The sequence below is a fragment of the Klebsiella electrica genome, from assembly GCF_006711645.1.
GTDB classification, from domain to species: Bacteria; Pseudomonadota; Gammaproteobacteria; order Enterobacterales; family Enterobacteriaceae; genus Klebsiella; species Klebsiella electrica.
Window position 1 is genome coordinate 3,991,445 of sequence record NZ_CP041247.1, and the last position, 15,072, is coordinate 4,006,516.

The 15,072-nt window shown below is 56.8% G+C and carries 12 protein-coding genes and 1 other annotated feature; of the genes, 4 read left to right on the forward strand and 8 right to left on the reverse strand.

Annotated elements, in window-relative coordinates; genetic code table 11:
* The first annotated feature begins 36 nt into the window (after positions 1 to 36).
* Both Electrica_RS19110 and ybaK read left to right on the forward strand, forming a co-directional pair.
* Positions 37 to 831, forward strand: a complete 795-nt coding sequence (locus tag Electrica_RS19110; RefSeq protein ID WP_141965195.1) for a TraB/GumN family protein — start codon at positions 37 to 39, stop codon at positions 829 to 831.
* 201 nt (positions 832 to 1,032) lie between these two features.
* Positions 1,033 to 1,512: a Cys-tRNA(Pro)/Cys-tRNA(Cys) deacylase YbaK gene (gene ybaK / locus Electrica_RS19120; protein WP_100683188.1), complete on the forward strand. Its 480-nt coding sequence runs from the start codon at positions 1,033 to 1,035 to the stop codon at positions 1,510 to 1,512.
* A gap of 131 nt (positions 1,513 to 1,643) precedes the next feature.
* Here ybaK and ushA read toward each other — a convergent pair whose 3' ends face one another.
* The gene (ushA, locus tag Electrica_RS19125; RefSeq protein ID WP_100683187.1) at positions 1,644 to 3,296 is read right to left on the reverse strand and encodes a bifunctional UDP-sugar hydrolase/5'-nucleotidase UshA; all 1,653 of its coding nucleotides are present in this window, start codon (positions 3,294 to 3,296) and stop codon (positions 1,644 to 1,646) included.
* A gap of 163 nt (positions 3,297 to 3,459) precedes the next feature.
* Between ushA and Electrica_RS19130 the strand changes: the two genes are divergently transcribed.
* A complete protein-coding gene (locus tag Electrica_RS19130; protein ID WP_141965197.1) occupies positions 3,460 to 4,680 on the forward strand; it encodes an MFS transporter in 1,221 nt (406 codons plus the stop codon).
* Positions 4,681 to 5,015: 335 nt separating this feature from the next.
* Positions 5,016 to 6,692, forward strand: coding sequence for a YbaL family putative K(+) efflux transporter (gene ybaL, locus Electrica_RS19135; RefSeq protein ID WP_100683185.1), 1,677 nt, complete (start codon positions 5,016 to 5,018; stop codon positions 6,690 to 6,692).
* 110 nt (positions 6,693 to 6,802) lie between these two features.
* Here the strand turns inward: ybaL and Electrica_RS19140 are convergent, their stop codons facing one another.
* The 7 genes from Electrica_RS19140 to dnaX all read right to left on the reverse strand — a co-directional run bounded on the left by Electrica_RS19140 (position 6,803) and on the right by dnaX (position 14,991).
* Positions 6,803 to 8,107, reverse strand: coding sequence for an inosine/guanosine kinase (locus tag Electrica_RS19140; protein WP_100683184.1), 1,305 nt, complete (start codon positions 8,105 to 8,107; stop codon positions 6,803 to 6,805).
* Between the two features lie 63 nt (positions 8,108 to 8,170).
* Positions 8,171 to 9,133, reverse strand: a complete 963-nt coding sequence (hemH, locus tag Electrica_RS19145; protein WP_131047527.1) for a ferrochelatase — start codon at positions 9,131 to 9,133, stop codon at positions 8,171 to 8,173.
* Between the two features lie 127 nt (positions 9,134 to 9,260).
* Positions 9,261 to 9,905 (reverse strand): adenylate kinase, encoded by a 645-nt coding sequence (gene adk / locus Electrica_RS19150; protein WP_100683182.1) that lies wholly within the window; start codon positions 9,903 to 9,905, stop codon positions 9,261 to 9,263.
* 194 nt (positions 9,906 to 10,099) lie between these two features.
* Positions 10,100 to 11,974 carry a molecular chaperone HtpG gene (htpG, locus tag Electrica_RS19155; RefSeq protein ID WP_100683181.1) on the reverse strand — a complete coding sequence of 625 codons (1,875 nt, stop codon included), beginning with the start codon at positions 11,972 to 11,974 and terminating at the stop codon, positions 10,100 to 10,102.
* 111 nt (positions 11,975 to 12,085) lie between these two features.
* On the reverse strand, positions 12,086 to 12,691 hold the full coding sequence (recR, locus tag Electrica_RS19160; protein WP_100683180.1) for a recombination mediator RecR: 606 nt from the start codon (positions 12,689 to 12,691) through the stop codon (positions 12,086 to 12,088).
* Positions 12,691 to 13,023 carry a YbaB/EbfC family nucleoid-associated protein gene (locus Electrica_RS19165; RefSeq protein WP_004858807.1) on the reverse strand — a complete coding sequence of 111 codons (333 nt, stop codon included), beginning with the start codon at positions 13,021 to 13,023 and terminating at the stop codon, positions 12,691 to 12,693. Before Electrica_RS19165 ends, recR begins: the two co-directional genes overlap by 1 nt.
* A 57-nt stretch (positions 13,024 to 13,080) precedes the next feature.
* Positions 13,081 to 14,991: a DNA polymerase III subunit gamma/tau gene (gene dnaX / locus Electrica_RS19170; protein WP_141965198.1), complete on the reverse strand. Its 1,911-nt coding sequence runs from the start codon at positions 14,989 to 14,991 to the stop codon at positions 13,081 to 13,083.
* Positions 13,687 to 13,751, reverse strand: a sequence feature (DnaX frameshifting element). It overlaps the preceding gene by 65 nt.
* Positions 14,992 to 15,072: the final 81 nt, after the last annotated feature.

Genomic DNA, 15,072 nt, shown 5'->3' on the forward strand with positions numbered 1-15,072 from the left:
CGCGCTAGCATGAAGGCTTCACACTACGGAGCGCGTATGGGCCTGTTAAACCGAATAAAAATGCTGTGGCGTGCCGCCGTCGGCGCGTCTTATTCCTGGCCCGCACTGGATATTACCCTTCCCGGAGAGCGCTATTTGCATCTGGTCGGCAGTATTCATATGGGCACCCGCGATATGTCCCCTCCCCCCGCCAGGCTGCTGAAAAAAATTCGTCAGGCCGACGCCCTTATCGTTGAGGCGGATATTACCGGAAACGAAACGCCCTTTGCTGGCCTCCCCGCCTGCCCGCCGCTGGCTGAACGTTTAAGTCCACAACAGCTCGTCGAACTGGAAAGCCGGGCTGCGGAACTTGGCTTGTCGACGGCGCCGTTTGACAGCCAGCCGCTCTGGCAGGTCGCCATGGTGTTGCAGGCAACCCAGGCGCAGAAGCTGGGGCTGCGTGCGGATTACGGTATTGACTACCAGCTGCTGATGGCGGCGCGTGAGAGTCACGTGCGGGTCATGGAGCTTGAAGGAACCGACAGCCAGATAGCGCTGCTGCGCGACCTTCCGGATGGCGGACTGGCGCTGCTGGCGGATACGTTGACCCACTGGCGCACGAATGCCCGACTTTTGCAGGTGATGATCGGCTGGTGGCTGGAGCAGCCGCCCGCTAAAGGCGTCACCACGCTGCCGACAACCTTTAGCCAGTCGCTGTACGATGTGCTCATGCACCAGCGTAACCAGGCGTGGCGCGAGACGCTGCTGGCGCTGCCGCCGGGGCGCTATGTTGTCGCCGTCGGCGCGCTGCATTTATACGGTGAAGGGAATCTGCCTGATATGCTGACGTAAAAAAATGGCCAATATTTCTATTGGCCCGTCAAAGAGGAATTTCATCATTATTATTATCCCGGAATTGACATTCCGGCTCGTTCGATTGTCGCTCAAAGCGACCATCACTGCCAATACTATTGCGCAAGATAGTACTATTTTTTACACATTCAACAGGCGTATGCTGACAGCACATGAGATCGGTTGGTAAGAAGGATAAGTATGACTCCCGCCGTTAAGTTACTCGAAAAAAACAAAATTGCTTTTAAGATCCACAGCTACGATCACGACCCCAATGAAACCAACTTTGGCGACGAAGTAGTCCGCAAACTGGGGCTGAATGCAGACCAGGTTTATAAGACGCTGCTGGTTGCAGTCAACGGGGATATGAAACATCTCGCCGTGGCGGTGACGCCGGTAGCCGGACAGCTGGACTTGAAAAAAGTGGCCAAAGCCCTCGGCGCGAAGAAGGTGGACATGGCGGATCCCATGGTCGCCCAGCGTACGACCGGCTATCTGGTCGGCGGCATCAGCCCGCTCGGGCAGAAGAAACGGCTACCGACGCTGATTGATGCCCCGGCCCAGACGTTTAACGCCATTTATATTTCTGGCGGCAAACGCGGGCTGGATATTGAACTGGCGGCCAGCGATTTAGCGAAGATTCTCGACGCCAAATTCGCCGATATCGCCCGCCGCGATTAATCACGCTTCAGCGTAGACAGACCGGGATAATCCCGAAGGCGGCGCGTGGCGTCTGACCAGACGACGGATCCCCCCGATCGTGGCAAATCCGTAGCTCGCTCAGCGCCGCGCCGCCGGGAAATCCTCGCGCGTTACTGCCAGCTCACCTCGCCTTTCGGCTCATAGGCGGCCGCATCCAGCGGTGAGTTTTTCTGGATATACTCTTTCAGCACTTCGGCATCGATAAAACCGGTATTCACATAACCCGGCTTATTGTCGATATGCGGATAGCCGTCGCCGCCGGTACCGTTAAAACTCAGCGTCGCCATCCGGTAAGTCTTCGTCGGATCGACCGGTTCGCCTTTGATTTTCAAATCATTCAGCTTGCCGTCTTTCGCCACGAAACTGACGTTGGCGAACTGCGGATAGGCGCCGGAGTCTGGTTTCATCTGCGCCACGGCGGTCAGATATTCCGTCACTTCCTTGCCGCTCATATCGACATACACCAGCACGTTGCCGAACGGCTGCACCTTCATGACATCTTTATAGGTAATGTCCCCGGCTTCGATGGAGTCGCGAATACCGCCGCCGCTCATCACGGCAAAATCGGCATTGCTACGCGCCATTTGCGCCGCCAGCAGCAAACGTCCCATATTAGTCTGCACGAAACGCACCTTGCTGCGATCGCCTTCAAGATGCCCGTTCACGCTGCCCACTTTGACCTGAAGCTGGGCTTTGCCTTTATTCTGGAATGGCGTCAGCAGCGACATCATCTGCGGGTTTTCCGGTATTTGCGGCGTATAGAGCACCCGCTCGCTCTGGCCGTTATCATAGGTCACTTTCTTCTTCAGGTTGACCGGGATCAGCTGATAGTGCACCAGCTTCATCTCGCCGTTGCGGAACTCAAAATCGGCGCGTCCGACATATTTCCCCCACTCATGCGCCTGCACGATCCAGATCCCGTTCTGTCTGTCCGGCGCGCACGGCGTGCCCGGCACATAATCGACCTGTTTTTTATTCTCAGAAGCCATACAGACCGGGTCCTGCGAATGGCCGCCGACGATCATCGCCAGCGCTCCTGCCGGCAGGCTGCGCGCCATTTCAACATCGCCCGGGGCATTAGAACCATGATTTCCATTGTCATAATGGCCCATGTGAGTGGTTGCCAGAATCACATCCGGTTTTTCATTTTGCTGCAGTTCCTGGATAACCAGTTTGGCCTCGTCCGCCGGTTTGCGGAATTCGATGTCGGTGAAATACTCCGGGTTGCCTATCTTCGCCGTGTCATCGGTGGTCAGGCCAATGACCGCGATTTTTAACCCGCCGCGTTTGAACAGCGCCCAGGGTTTAAACAGACGCTCACCGGTACTTTTTTGGTAAATATTGGCGGAGAGGAACGGAAACTTTGACCACTTTTCCTGCTGGCGTAACACGCTGAGCGGGTTATCAAACTCGTGGTTACCTACCGCCATCGCATCATAACCAATCAGGTTCATGCCGCGAAAATCTGGCTCCGCATCCTGTAAATCGGACTCCGGTACGCCGGTATTAATATCGCCGCCGGATAACAGCAGAACGCTGCCGCCCTCAGCGGCGACCTCTTTGCGAATCCCGTCGACCAACGTCTTTTGCGCCGCCAGCCCATATTCGCCGTAATCATTACGCCAGAAATGCCCGTGGTGATCGTTGGTATGCAGAATAGTGATTTTATAGGTTTTATCCTGCTCATAAGCCCGTGCAGATAAGCTTCCCAGAGACAGTGCGGTAAATAGCCCCAGTGCCACCGCCCGTTTTAAAAAATGCATCTTTCTCTCCCTGACTTAATAAACAAGTGCCGAAAGTATAGCGAGTTACGTCGCCAGGCAAATATGTTTTGCGCATTGAGTCTTCCTTCACACCTCAGGGACAGGTATGTTAGGCAGATAATAATTTCATCTGCATCCACAATGACGCTCTTAAAGTGAACCTATGGCGACGAATCAGACTGTTCAACCCTTATCCGGCCCCGCTGCTGCGCCGCAAAAAGCACGCACCTCGTTTGGTATTCTGGGCGCAATCAGCCTGTCCCATCTGCTGAACGATATGATCCAGTCGCTGATTCTGGCGATTTACCCGCTGCTTCAGTCGGAGTTTTCCCTGACCTTCGTGCAAATCGGGATGATCACCCTGACCTTCCAACTGGCCTCTTCGCTGCTTCAGCCGGTGGTCGGCTACTGGACCGATAAACATTCGATGCCATGGTCGCTGCCGATCGGCATGTGTTTTACGCTCTGCGGCCTGGTTTTGCTGGCGCTGGCGGGGAGTTTTGGCACGGTCCTGCTTGCCGCCGCGCTGGTGGGGACCGGTTCTTCGGTCTTCCACCCGGAATCGTCGCGCGTGGCGCGGATGGCCTCCGGCGGCCGTCACGGACTGGCGCAGTCGCTATTCCAGGTTGGCGGTAACTTTGGTAGCTCTCTGGGCCCGCTGCTGGCGGCGGTGATTATCGCGCCCTACGGCAAAGGTAACGTCGCGTGGTTCGTCCTGGCCGCGCTGCTGGCCATCGTCGTGCTGTCGCAAATCAGTCGCTGGTATGCCGCGCAGCATCGGATGAATAAAGGTAAACCAAAGACCGTCGTCGCCAGTCCGCTGCCGAAAAACAAAGTGATTCTGGCGGTCGGCATCCTGCTGATGCTGATTTTCTCGAAATATTTCTATATGGCGAGTATCAGCAGCTATTACACCTTTTATTTGATGCATAAATTCGGATTATCGATCCAGAATGCGCAAGTTCATCTGTTTATTTTCCTGTTTGCCGTTGCCGCAGGTACAGTGATTGGCGGGCCAGTTGGCGATAAGATTGGGCGTAAATATGTAATTTGGGGCTCGATCCTCGGCGTAGCCCCCTTTACCCTCGTTTTACCCTACGCCACGCTGGAGTGGACGGGGATTTTGACCATGATCATTGGATTTATCCTCGCCTCGGCATTTTCGGCTATTCTGGTCTACGCTCAGGAGCTGTTACCGGGGCGTATCGGCATGGTTTCCGGTCTGTTTTTCGGTTTCGCATTTGGTATGGGGGGGCTCGGAGCCGCCGTTCTGGGGCTGTTAGCGGACCACACCAGTATCGAGCTGGTTTATAAAATCTGTGCTTTCCTGCCACTTATCGGCATATTGACGATATTCCTTCCTGACAACCGTCAAAAATCCTGATTATCCGGCGGCTAAAGTGAAACTTTGGCCGCGGTAATCCCTTATCCTGCCAGCACTCGCGCTCATTAGCTGCCGTAGTTTTCCGATCTGTGCCTTTTTGCAGTTAAATTCCACTTTTCTGCATAATTCAACAATTATTCATAAACAAAATGGCTAAAACTGTCATAAACTATTACTCGGTTTTTTAGGTTTAGACACCGCACCATCCGCGTTGCAGCGCGGCAGCGAGTGTGCATCCATGGGTGCATAAATCCCCCGGAGAACGGCGCACCGGCCTGCAGGATGGCGTGTTTAATACTGAAAATGGATTGGCTCACCACATACAAGGAGACGGAATGCACCACGCAACACCGCTTATCACCACCATTGTCGGTGGGCTCGTACTCGCTTTTATCTTCGGCATGATTGCCAATAAGCTGCGCATTTCGCCACTGGTGGGCTATCTATTAGCAGGCGTGTTATCTGGTCCCTTTACACCAGGCTTCGTTGCCGATACCAAACTGGCGCCGGAGCTGGCTGAGCTGGGCGTCATATTGCTGATGTTCGGCGTCGGGCTGCACTTCTCCTTAAAGGATTTGATGGCGGTAAAGTCGATAGCCATTCCCGGCGCGATTGCCCAGATAGCCGTGGCAACGCTGCTGGGTATGGCGCTTTCTGCCGTGCTGGGCTGGTCGCTGATGACCGGCATCGTATTTGGCCTGTGTCTCTCTACCGCCAGTACCGTGGTGCTGCTGCGCGCGTTGGAAGAACGGCAGCTTATTGATAGCCAACGAGGGCAGATAGCCATCGGCTGGCTTATCGTCGAAGATTTAGTGATGGTTCTGACGCTGGTTCTGCTGCCGGCCGTCGCCGGTATGGCGGAAAAAGGCAATGTTGGCCTGGCGTCGCTGGCCGTCGATATGGGGATCACCATCGGCAAAGTGATCGCCTTTATCGCCATTATGATGCTGGTGGGCCGTCGTCTGGTACCGTGGATTATGTCCCGCAGCGCCGCCACCGGCTCCCGCGAACTGTTTACCCTGTCGGTGCTGGCCCTCGCTCTCGGGATCGCCTTCGGTGCGGTTGAGCTGTTCGACGTCTCCTTTGCGCTTGGCGCATTTTTCGCCGGAATGGTGCTGAACGAATCCGAACTCAGCCACCGCGCCGCGCACGATACGCTGCCGTTGCGCGATGCGTTCGCCGTGCTGTTCTTTGTCTCCGTGGGCATGCTGTTTGATCCGATGATCCTGCTGGAGCAACCGCTGGCGGTGCTGGCGACGCTGGCTATCATTATCTTCGGTAAGTCGGTGGCCGCCTTTTTCCTCGTGCGGATGTTCGGCCACTCGCCGCGCACCGCGCTGACTATCGCCGCCAGCCTCGCGCAAATCGGTGAGTTCGCCTTTATCCTTGCCGGGCTTGGCATGGCGCTGAATCTGCTGCCGCAGGCCGGACAAAATCTGGTCCTGGCCGGGGCGATTATCTCCATCATGCTTAACCCGGTGCTGTTCGCCGTGCTGGAAAAATACCTCGATAAAACCGAGACGCTGGACGAGCAGACCTTCGAAGAAGTGCTTGAGGAAGAGAAGCAGATTCCGGTCGATATTTGCAACCACGCGCTGCTGGTGGGCTTTGGCCGCGTCGGGAGCCTGCTGGGCGAAAAGCTGATGGCCCAGGGGATTCCGCTGGTGGTTATCGAAACCTCGCGTACCCGCGTCGATGAACTGCGCGCGCGCGGTATTCGCGCGGTGCTGGGCAATGCGGCGAATGAAGAGATCATGAATCTGGCGCATCTGGACTGCGCCCGCTGGCTGCTGCTGACCATTCCTAACGGCTATGAGGCGGGGGAAATCGTCGCTGCCGCCCGCGAGAAATGCCCGAATATCGAGATTATCGCTCGGGCGCATTATGACGATGAAGTGGATTACATTACCGAACGCGGCGCGAATCAGGTGGTGATGGGCGAGCGTGAAATCGCACGCGCCATGCTGCTACTGCTGGAGACGCCGCCGGCGGGTGAAGTGGTTACCGGATAATCCCGTTCCCGATGCTACCTTAGCGCCTCTCGGGCAGCGAGAGGCGTACTCAGCCGGTCCCTGCTGTTGCTACCTTATTCCCCTCTCGCGGCGCAAGAGGGGAAACGGGTTTAACGCTCCCAGTATGCCTCTTCCAGACTATCTTCTCGTTCCGGCAGGCCGCGAGTTAAACGCGGAGAGTGCTGGTTCAATACCTGATAGCTGACGCGGTTCGCGTATTTGCACACCTGCGCCAGCGACGAGTAGGTCAGCCACTTGCACTTGTGCTTGCTGGAGTTTGGTACGTTATTGCGGTGATAGTTATTGGCGGTAATATCGTGCAGCAGCGCCGCCAGCGCCCCGTCACCGGCACCGTTGGTATTCATAATTTTCTCAGGCCCCCCCATATACGGCGCGATATGCGAATAAATCCGTAAAGGGTTCACGCAATCCTGATGACGCATTGCGCGGCTAAACTCATACTGGTTGAATTCGGCAATCGCCCCTGGTAGCAGCGGATGCTGGGTTTTACGTTTGGCCTCGTCTTCCGTAAAGCTGGCCATATACAGCCCCGCAGGTCCGGCGGTACACAGGACCAGGTCCACCCACTCCAGCGCCTTATCCGAAGCCAGCAGCGGATCGGACAGCCCGGTCAGCGCTTCGGCCTCTTCTTCATTCATCGCCAGAATAGAGACGTTCTCCTTGAGGAACTGCTGCCACCATTGCGGGTTATCGGCAATGACATACTTCGTTCCCAGCGTCAGCACCACCGGCACATCATGCTTTTTGGCATACTCGATGGCTTTCATCGTCGCGTCCGGCATCGGCTCGCCGGGCTTGCAGCGCACCAGATAGGAGGTCAGCACCAGCGCAGAGGCACCGGCAATCACCTCTTCAGGAATGCTTTCCGGACGCAGCTTATTCATGTGGCCCGGACTGATGGCAAAGGTGCGTTCGCCCGCGTCGCTAATCAGGGTAAAGCAGCGACCAATGGCCCCGTCGACCCCTTGCAGATAGTTCAGGTCAGTACGACTGGAGGTGTTGCACAGATAGCGATAGGCGTAGCCGCCGATTTCGATGTTGCTGCACATGACGCCCAGCAATACCGAGCGGTCATCCGCCAGCACCGAGTAATTGTGCATGGTATTGCCGATCGTACCACCGGCAAACTGGTGGGTAATTAAATGATTCCGTACCAGCTCCTGATAGAGCGTCTCAGCGACATCATCTTCGATGACCAGCGAATGGCCGGCGCTGAGGCCGTAGCGCACGATAAACGCCTCATCTACTTTGGCTTCGATATCAACCAGCGTTTGATCGATGCCGACCACCCACGCGATGCTGGATTCATTTTCCGGCTGCGTTTGTTGCAGCAGCGGATCGCGGGCATTGACGGGAAAGTAGTGTTTGGATTTGCGTTTACCGGGAAATTTCATAGTGGCGATTTAATGGCAGTGAACAAGCGGGGAATAATAGCATATTCCCCTTGCCGCACGCGATTAGCGATACGGTGCCGTCAGGTTGACCATCATTTCGATATGCGCGCTGTCCGCATTAAGCGCCGGGATATATTCATATTTCTGCCCGCCAGCTTCGAGGAAGACTTCCCGGTTCTGTACCGCAATCTCCTCCAGCGTTTCCAGACAATCGGCAGCAAAGCCCGGACAGATCACCTGAATATGCTTCACGCCCTTCTCGCCCAACATTTTCAAAGTCTCGTCGGTGTAGGGCGTCAGCCACGGCTCGCGGCCAAAGCGCGACTGGAAGGTCATCATGACACGGTCCGGCGCCAGTCCCAACGCGGAGACCAGCTCGCGGGTGGTATCGCGGCAGCGCTGCGGGTAATCATCGCCTTCGTGGGCAAAACGCTGCGGGATGCCGTGATAAGAAAGCAGCAGCACATCCGGTTCGCCGTGCACGGCAAACGATGCGCGCACGCTGGCGGCCAGCGCATCGATATAGCTGGCATCATCGGCATAATCGCGAATAAAGGAGATACCCGGGATGGCCCGTTTTTTAGCCAGAATTCTCGCCAGTTCATCCCACACGGCTGCCACGGTGGAGCAGGAGTACTGCGGATACAGCGGCAGCACCACGATATGGTCCACGCCCTGGGCCAGCAGTTCATCCACCGCGCTTTCCAGCGCAGGCGAGCCGTAGCTCATGCCTAAGGCAACCGGCGTATCGGGTAGACGCGCGGCCAGCGCCTGCTGCTGTCGACGGCTGTAAACCATCAGCGGCGAGCCCTCTTCCATCCACACGGACTGATAAAGTTTCGCGACCCGCGGCGCGCGCAGGGGCAGTATCACGCCGCGCAGGAGCGGCCACCACAGCAGACGGGGCGTATCAACTACCCGCTTGTCGCTGAGAAATTGTCGCAGATAGCGCTTCACCGCATCGGGCGTGGGCGCATCGGGAGTGCCTAAGTTGGCTAACAAGATACCTGTTTTCGTCTGATGCATTACCGCCTCTTAACCATTTGAATCGCTGACAATTGTAGCTGAAATGGCGCTAAACGGAACCAATCATAGAAAAAGGTATAATAAGAGATGTTCTCATCCCACCGTCGTAGGATGAGAACCAACGGGATTAACCGAGGATTTTTTCCAGTTCAACGCGCACGTCGGCAACGGCTTTGGTACCGTCAACCTTCGCGTACCGGGTGTTGCCCGCTTCAGCTTCTTTCTGATAGTAACCGATCAGCGGCGCCGTCATCTGATGGTATTCCACCAGGCGCTTACGGACGGTCTCTTCCTGGTCATCTTTACGGGTGGTCAGCTCTTCGCCGGTCACGTCGTCTTTGCCTTCAACCTTCGGCGGGTTGAATTTGATGTGGTATACGCGACCGGAAGCCGCGTGAACGCGACGACCAATGATACGGTCAACGATCAGTTCGTCTGGCACATCAAATTCCAGAACGTAATCAACGGCGATGCCCGCTTCTTTCATGGCGTCAGCCTGCGGAATGGTGCGCGGGAAGCCATCGAGCAGGAAACCGTTACGGCAATCTTCCTGGGTGATACGCTCTTTCACCAGCGCAATAACCAGTTCGTCAGTCACCAGCTTGCCAGCGTCCATGATGTCTTTGGCCTGTTTGCCCAGCTCGGAGCCAGATTTCACCGCAGCGCGCAGCATGTCACCGGTAGAGATTTGCGGAATTCCGTATTTCTCCATGATGAACTGAGCCTGAGTTCCTTTACCCGCGCCCGGAGCGCCAAGCAGAATAATACGCATTACGAAAATCCCCTCAAAAGTTGATTCAATTTTTCAAAAAGCGCTAAACGATACCACCAGAATGCGGATGGCTCAAGGAAGGCAGAGCGGCTGAAACGGTTAATGGAAGGTTTATTTTGCCTGAAAGGCAGATTTTACGCTATCGGAGGAGGCGTCCACACCGGCCGGACCGGTGTGGACAAACAACAAAGGGATCAGGAAGCCAGCAGCTGGTTCATGCGGCGAATAAACTGGTTAGGATCTTCCAGGGTACCGCGTTCAGCCAGCAGGGCCTGATCGAGCAGCAGCTCGACCCACTCACCGAACTGCGCGTTATCCTGAGTATCGGCGGCACGTTTCACCAGCGGGTGCGCCGGGTTCAGTTCGAAAATGTACTTCACTTCCGGCGCAGACTGACCCGCAGCGGCAAACAGCTTCGCCATCTGGGTGCTCATTTCGTCCGCATCGGTGGTGACAATCGCCGGGGTGTCGGTCAGACGGTGCGTCAGACGGACCTCTTTCACCCGCTCGCCCAGCAGCGTTTTCACGCGCTCAACGAACGGTTCCAGCGCCTTTTCGGCCTCTTTGGTGCTTTCGTCGACCTCATCCGCCAGCTTATCCAGCGATTCGTCGGCTTTCGCGACCGACTGGAACGCCTTGCCATCGAACTCGGTCAGGTAGCTCATCATCCACTCGTCGATGCGGTCAGAAAGCAGCAGTACTTCGATGCCTTTCTTACGCAGCAGCTCGAGGTGCGGGCTGCTCTTCGCCGCGGCATAGCTGTCGGCGGTGATGTAGTAGATCTTCTCCTGCCCTTCTTTCATGCGCGAGACATACTCTTCCAGCGACACGCTCTGCGCGGCGGAATCGGTATGGGTAGAGGCGAAACGCAGCAGCTTCGCAATCGTCTGCTGATTCGCGCTGTCCTCCGCCGGGCCTTCTTTCAGCACCAGGCCAAACTGCTGCCAGAAGGTCTGATATTTTTCCGCGTCGTCTTTGGCCAGTTTTTCCAGCATCTGCAGCGCGCGTTTGCTCAGGGCGGTGCGCAGGTTGCGGGTGACGCTGCTGTCTTGCAGAATTTCACGCGACACGTTCAGCGGCAGATCGTTGGAGTCGACGAGGCCGCGGACAAAGCGCAGATAGTTCGGCATGAACTGCTCGGCTTCATCCATGATGAAGACGCGCTGCACGTACAGCTTCAGGCCATGCTTGTGATCGCGGTTCCACATATCCCACGGCGCCTGCGACGGGATATACAGCAGGCTGGTGTACTCCTGCTTGCCTTCCACGCGGTTGTGGCTCCAGGTCAGCGGATCGCTGTAGTCGTGGGCAATGTGTTTATAGAATTCGTTATATTCGTCGTCTTTGATTTCCGACTTATTACGCGTCCACAGCGCCTGGGCCTTGTTGATTTTCTCCCAGGAGATCACCGTTTCACCGTCAACCTCTTCGCGCTTTTCAATCTCTACCGGCAGCGCGATATGATCGGAATATTTGCTGATGATCGAACGCACGCGCCAGTCGTTGAGGAAATCATCCTCGCCTTCACGCAGGTGCAGGGTAATTTCAGTGCCGCGATCGGCTTTGGTGATATCGGCAACGGTGTAATCGCCTTCGCCGGCAGACTCCCAGAACACGCCGTTTTCCGCGCTATCGCCCGCCGCACGGGTGCGCACGGTGACTTTATCGGCCACGATAAACGCCGAGTAGAAGCCGACGCCAAACTGGCCAATCAGCTGGCTGTCTTTCGCCTGATCGGAGCCCATGGATTCGAGGAACGATTTGGTGCCGGATTTGGCAATCGTCCCAAGGTGGTCAATCACTTCATCGCGATTCATCCCGATGCCATTATCGGCGATGGTCAAGGTGCGGTTATCTTTGTCAAAAGAGACGCGCACGCGCAGCTCGCCGTCGCCTTCATACAGGTCCGGCTGGGACAGCGCGCGGAAACGCAGCTTGTCGGCCGCATCGGAGGCGTTGGAAATCAGTTCACGCAGGAAAATTTCTTTATTGGAATAAAGAGAATGGATCATCAGGTGCAGAAGCTGTTTAACCTCTGACTGAAAACCACGAGTTTCTTGTCCTTTCATCTAAATCAACCTCAACAATGCCATTGTTAATGGTAAAAAAACCGATGAAGGGGAGATGGGGACTGGGGGAGAAATTTTCAAGCGGGGGCGCCAAAAAGCGCCTCCGTTTGGTTAAAAACGAATCTTGTGCCGGCCGGCAAGGGAGTGCGACAGCGTGGTGCCGTCAACCATCTCCAGCTCGCCGCCTACCGGTACGCCGTGGGCGATACGGCTGGCTTCCACACCATACTGCGCGCAGAGTTCGGCGATGTAGTTGGCGGTCGCTTCGCCTTCCACCGTCGGGTTGGTGGCGAGGATCACTTCCCGCATCGATTCGTCGCGCAGGCGCTGCTCCAGACGATCGAGCCCGATATCGTCCGGCCCGATGCCATCAAGCGGCGACAGGTGGCCCATCAGGACAAAGTAGCGCCCGGAAAACTGCCCGGTCTGCTCAATGGCATAGATGTCTGCGGGGCTTTCCACCACGCAAATCTGGCCGTTTTCACGGCGGCGCGGGTTGCTGCAAATATTGCACACCTCCTGCTCGGTGAAGGTGCGGCAATCGGCGCAGTGGCCGATTTCCGACATCGCGCGCGTCAATGACTGCGCCAGACGCATCCCGCCGCTACGATCGCGCTGAAGTAGCGTAAACGCCATGCGCTGCGCTGACTTCGGGCCAACGCCCGGCAGGCAGCGCAATGCTTCCATAAGCTGAGTTAACAGCGGGCTGGTTTGCATCAGAACGGCATCTTAAAGCCAGGCGGCAGCTGCATGCCGGAGGAGACGGAAGCCATCTTCTCTTTCTGGGTCTCTTCAATACGGCGCGCCGCATCGTTGAACGCCGCAGCGACAAGATCTTCCAGCATATCTTTGTCGTCTTCCAGAAGGCTCGGGTCAATTTCCACGCGACGGCAGTTATGCGCGCCGTTAATGGTCACTTTAACCAGACCTGCGCCGGATTCGCCGGTCACTTCCAGCTGCGCGATCTCTTCCTGCATTTTCTGCATTTTGTCTTGCATCTGCTGGGCCTGCTTCATCAGGTTACCCAGACCGCCTTTTCCACCAAACATAGGCTTCTCTCTCAGTAAGTCATCGTTAAGGATGCTGACCGCAAGTCAAACTTGCAATCAAATGGGGCGGATACTCTCTTCATCCAGATCCGCATCGAAGAACCGGCGCAGCGTCTGGATGTTGTTATCCGCAATAATCGCGTCACGCGCTTGCGCGAGCTTCTCTTCATAAATTGCCTGCCGCCACTCCAGCGGCGTGCGCATCGCAGGATTATCGTCTTCCACGATGGTCAATTCAACCGCTGAACCGTACAACACGCCGAGCGCTTCAGCCAACTTTTGCTGCGCGCCAGCGGAATTGAGATGCCGCTGGCTCGGACGCAGATGCAGGCAGATACGACTACCGTCCTGCTCTTTCCACGCGTTCAGCGCCACCTGCTCTACCAGTTTCGGCACCACCAGTTGGTTAACTTCCGCCGCCCAGCCGTCGCGTTCGACCGCTTCCAGCGCCAGTTTTGCCGCCAGCTCCGGCGTTTTTTCATGCTCCAGCGCTTTCTTCAGCGCCTTCGGCGTCGCGACCTCTTCTTTCACCGTTTCGACAATCGTCGTCGCTTTCCAGCGATAGGCTTCTTTTTTGGCCGGAACCTTTTCCTGCACCGCAGCAACGGCCGGACGGGACTGCACGCGCTCGGTGATTGAACTCAGTCGCTCCAGCGCAGCGTTATTCACCGGCCGCGCGCGGGATGCGGCTGCCGGTTCACTCTTTTTTGGACTGGGTGCTCCCTGGTTGCGCTGCAGATGACTGCGTGCCGCCAGTACCTGACTGGTGGTTTGCGGCAGATTCTGCGGCGGCTGCACCGGCGGAGCGGAGACGGGCGCCGCCTGCACAGGCGCGGACGGCGTTGCCGGTAGCGGCTTCACCTCGGGTTCCGGCAGCGGCGCCTGCGGATGGAATGCCAGCGCGCGCAGCAGCGTCATTTCCACCCCCATACGCCTGTCCGGCGCATACGGCAGCTCTTTGCGGCCAATCAGGAGCGTCTGATAGTACAATTGTATATCGGTAGGCGGCACGGTGCGCGCGAGTTCACGCATCCGCAGCTCCACCGCGGCCATATCGGCGCCCAGCGCCGAAGGAGAGAGCTGAACCATCGCAATGCGGTGCAGCAGACTCTGCATTTCAACCAGCAGCGCTTCCCACTCAACGCCGCGGGAGGCCGCTTCGTTGACCCCCGCCATAACGCGTTCGCCATCGGCCGCCACCAGCGCCTCAATTAACGATAGCGCCTGATCGTCGTCGAGGGTGCCGAGCATCGTACTGACCGACTCCGCCGTCAGACGACCATCGCCGCTGGCAATCGCCTGATCGGTCAGGCTTAAGGCATCGCGCAGGCTGCCGTCCGCCGCGCGCGACAGCAGCTGCAGCGCGCGGGATTCAAAAGTAATCTGCTCTGCACCGAGAATATGCTCAAGCTGATGGCGGATCTGTTCGACATCCAGCGCCTTAAGATGGAACTGCAGACAACGCGACAGGATAGTCACCGGCAGCTTCTGCGGATCGGTGGTCGCCAGCAGGAATTTGACGTGCGCAGGCGGCTCCTCCAGCGTTTTTAACAACGCGTTGAAGCTGTGGCGCGACAGCATGTGGACTTCATCGATCAGATAGACTTTAAAGCGGCCACGGGCCGGCGCATACTGGACATTGTCCAGCAGGTCGCGGGTATCTTCGACTTTGGTACGGGAAGCGGCATCAATCTCAATCAGATCGACAAAGCGCCCCTGCTCTATTTCGCGGCAGTTATCGCACACGCCGCACGGCGTGGCGGTAATACCGGTTTCACAGTTCAACCCTTTTGCGAGCAAGCGCGCGATGGAGGTTTTCCCTACCCCGCGGGTGCCGGAAAAGAGATAAGCGTGATGAATGCGCCCTAACGATAAGCCGTTCGCCAGTGCGGTCAGCACATGTTCCTGGCCGACAACGTCAGCAAAGGTTTGTGGGCGCCATTTACGGGCTAAGACCTGATAACTCATGGGCTGGCTCTGAAACGCTGGAAGGTGAAATCACGAGGGGTCATGCTATCACAGCCCCGCCCGATCGGCGAGGCTATGTCT

Excerpts from the sequence above, each read along its gene's own strand:
- Electrica_RS19140 (WP_100683184.1), bottom strand. The coding sequence starts at position 8,107 with ATGAAATTTCCCGGTAAACGCAAATCCAAACACTACTTTCCCGTCAAT.
- Electrica_RS19165 (WP_004858807.1), bottom strand. The coding sequence starts at position 13,023 with ATGTTTGGTGGAAAAGGCGGTCTGGGTAACCTGATGAAGCAGGCCCAG.
- ybaL (WP_100683185.1), top strand. The coding sequence starts at position 5,016 with ATGCACCACGCAACACCGCTTATCACCACCATTGTCGGTGGGCTCGTA.
- recR (WP_100683180.1), bottom strand. The coding sequence starts at position 12,691 with ATGCAAACCAGCCCGCTGTTAACTCAGCTTATGGAAGCATTGCGCTGC.
- ybaK (WP_100683188.1), top strand. The coding sequence starts at position 1,033 with ATGACTCCCGCCGTTAAGTTACTCGAAAAAAACAAAATTGCTTTTAAG.
- Electrica_RS19130 (WP_141965197.1), top strand. The coding sequence starts at position 3,460 with ATGGCGACGAATCAGACTGTTCAACCCTTATCCGGCCCCGCTGCTGCG.
- ushA (WP_100683187.1), bottom strand. The coding sequence starts at position 3,296 with ATGCATTTTTTAAAACGGGCGGTGGCACTGGGGCTATTTACCGCACTG.
- Electrica_RS19110 (WP_141965195.1), top strand. The coding sequence starts at position 37 with ATGGGCCTGTTAAACCGAATAAAAATGCTGTGGCGTGCCGCCGTCGGC.
- dnaX (WP_141965198.1), bottom strand. The coding sequence starts at position 14,991 with ATGAGTTATCAGGTCTTAGCCCGTAAATGGCGCCCACAAACCTTTGCT.
- adk (WP_100683182.1), bottom strand. The coding sequence starts at position 9,905 with ATGCGTATTATTCTGCTTGGCGCTCCGGGCGCGGGTAAAGGAACTCAG.
- htpG (WP_100683181.1), bottom strand. The coding sequence starts at position 11,974 with ATGAAAGGACAAGAAACTCGTGGTTTTCAGTCAGAGGTTAAACAGCTT.
- hemH (WP_131047527.1), bottom strand. The coding sequence starts at position 9,133 with ATGCATCAGACGAAAACAGGTATCTTGTTAGCCAACTTAGGCACTCCC.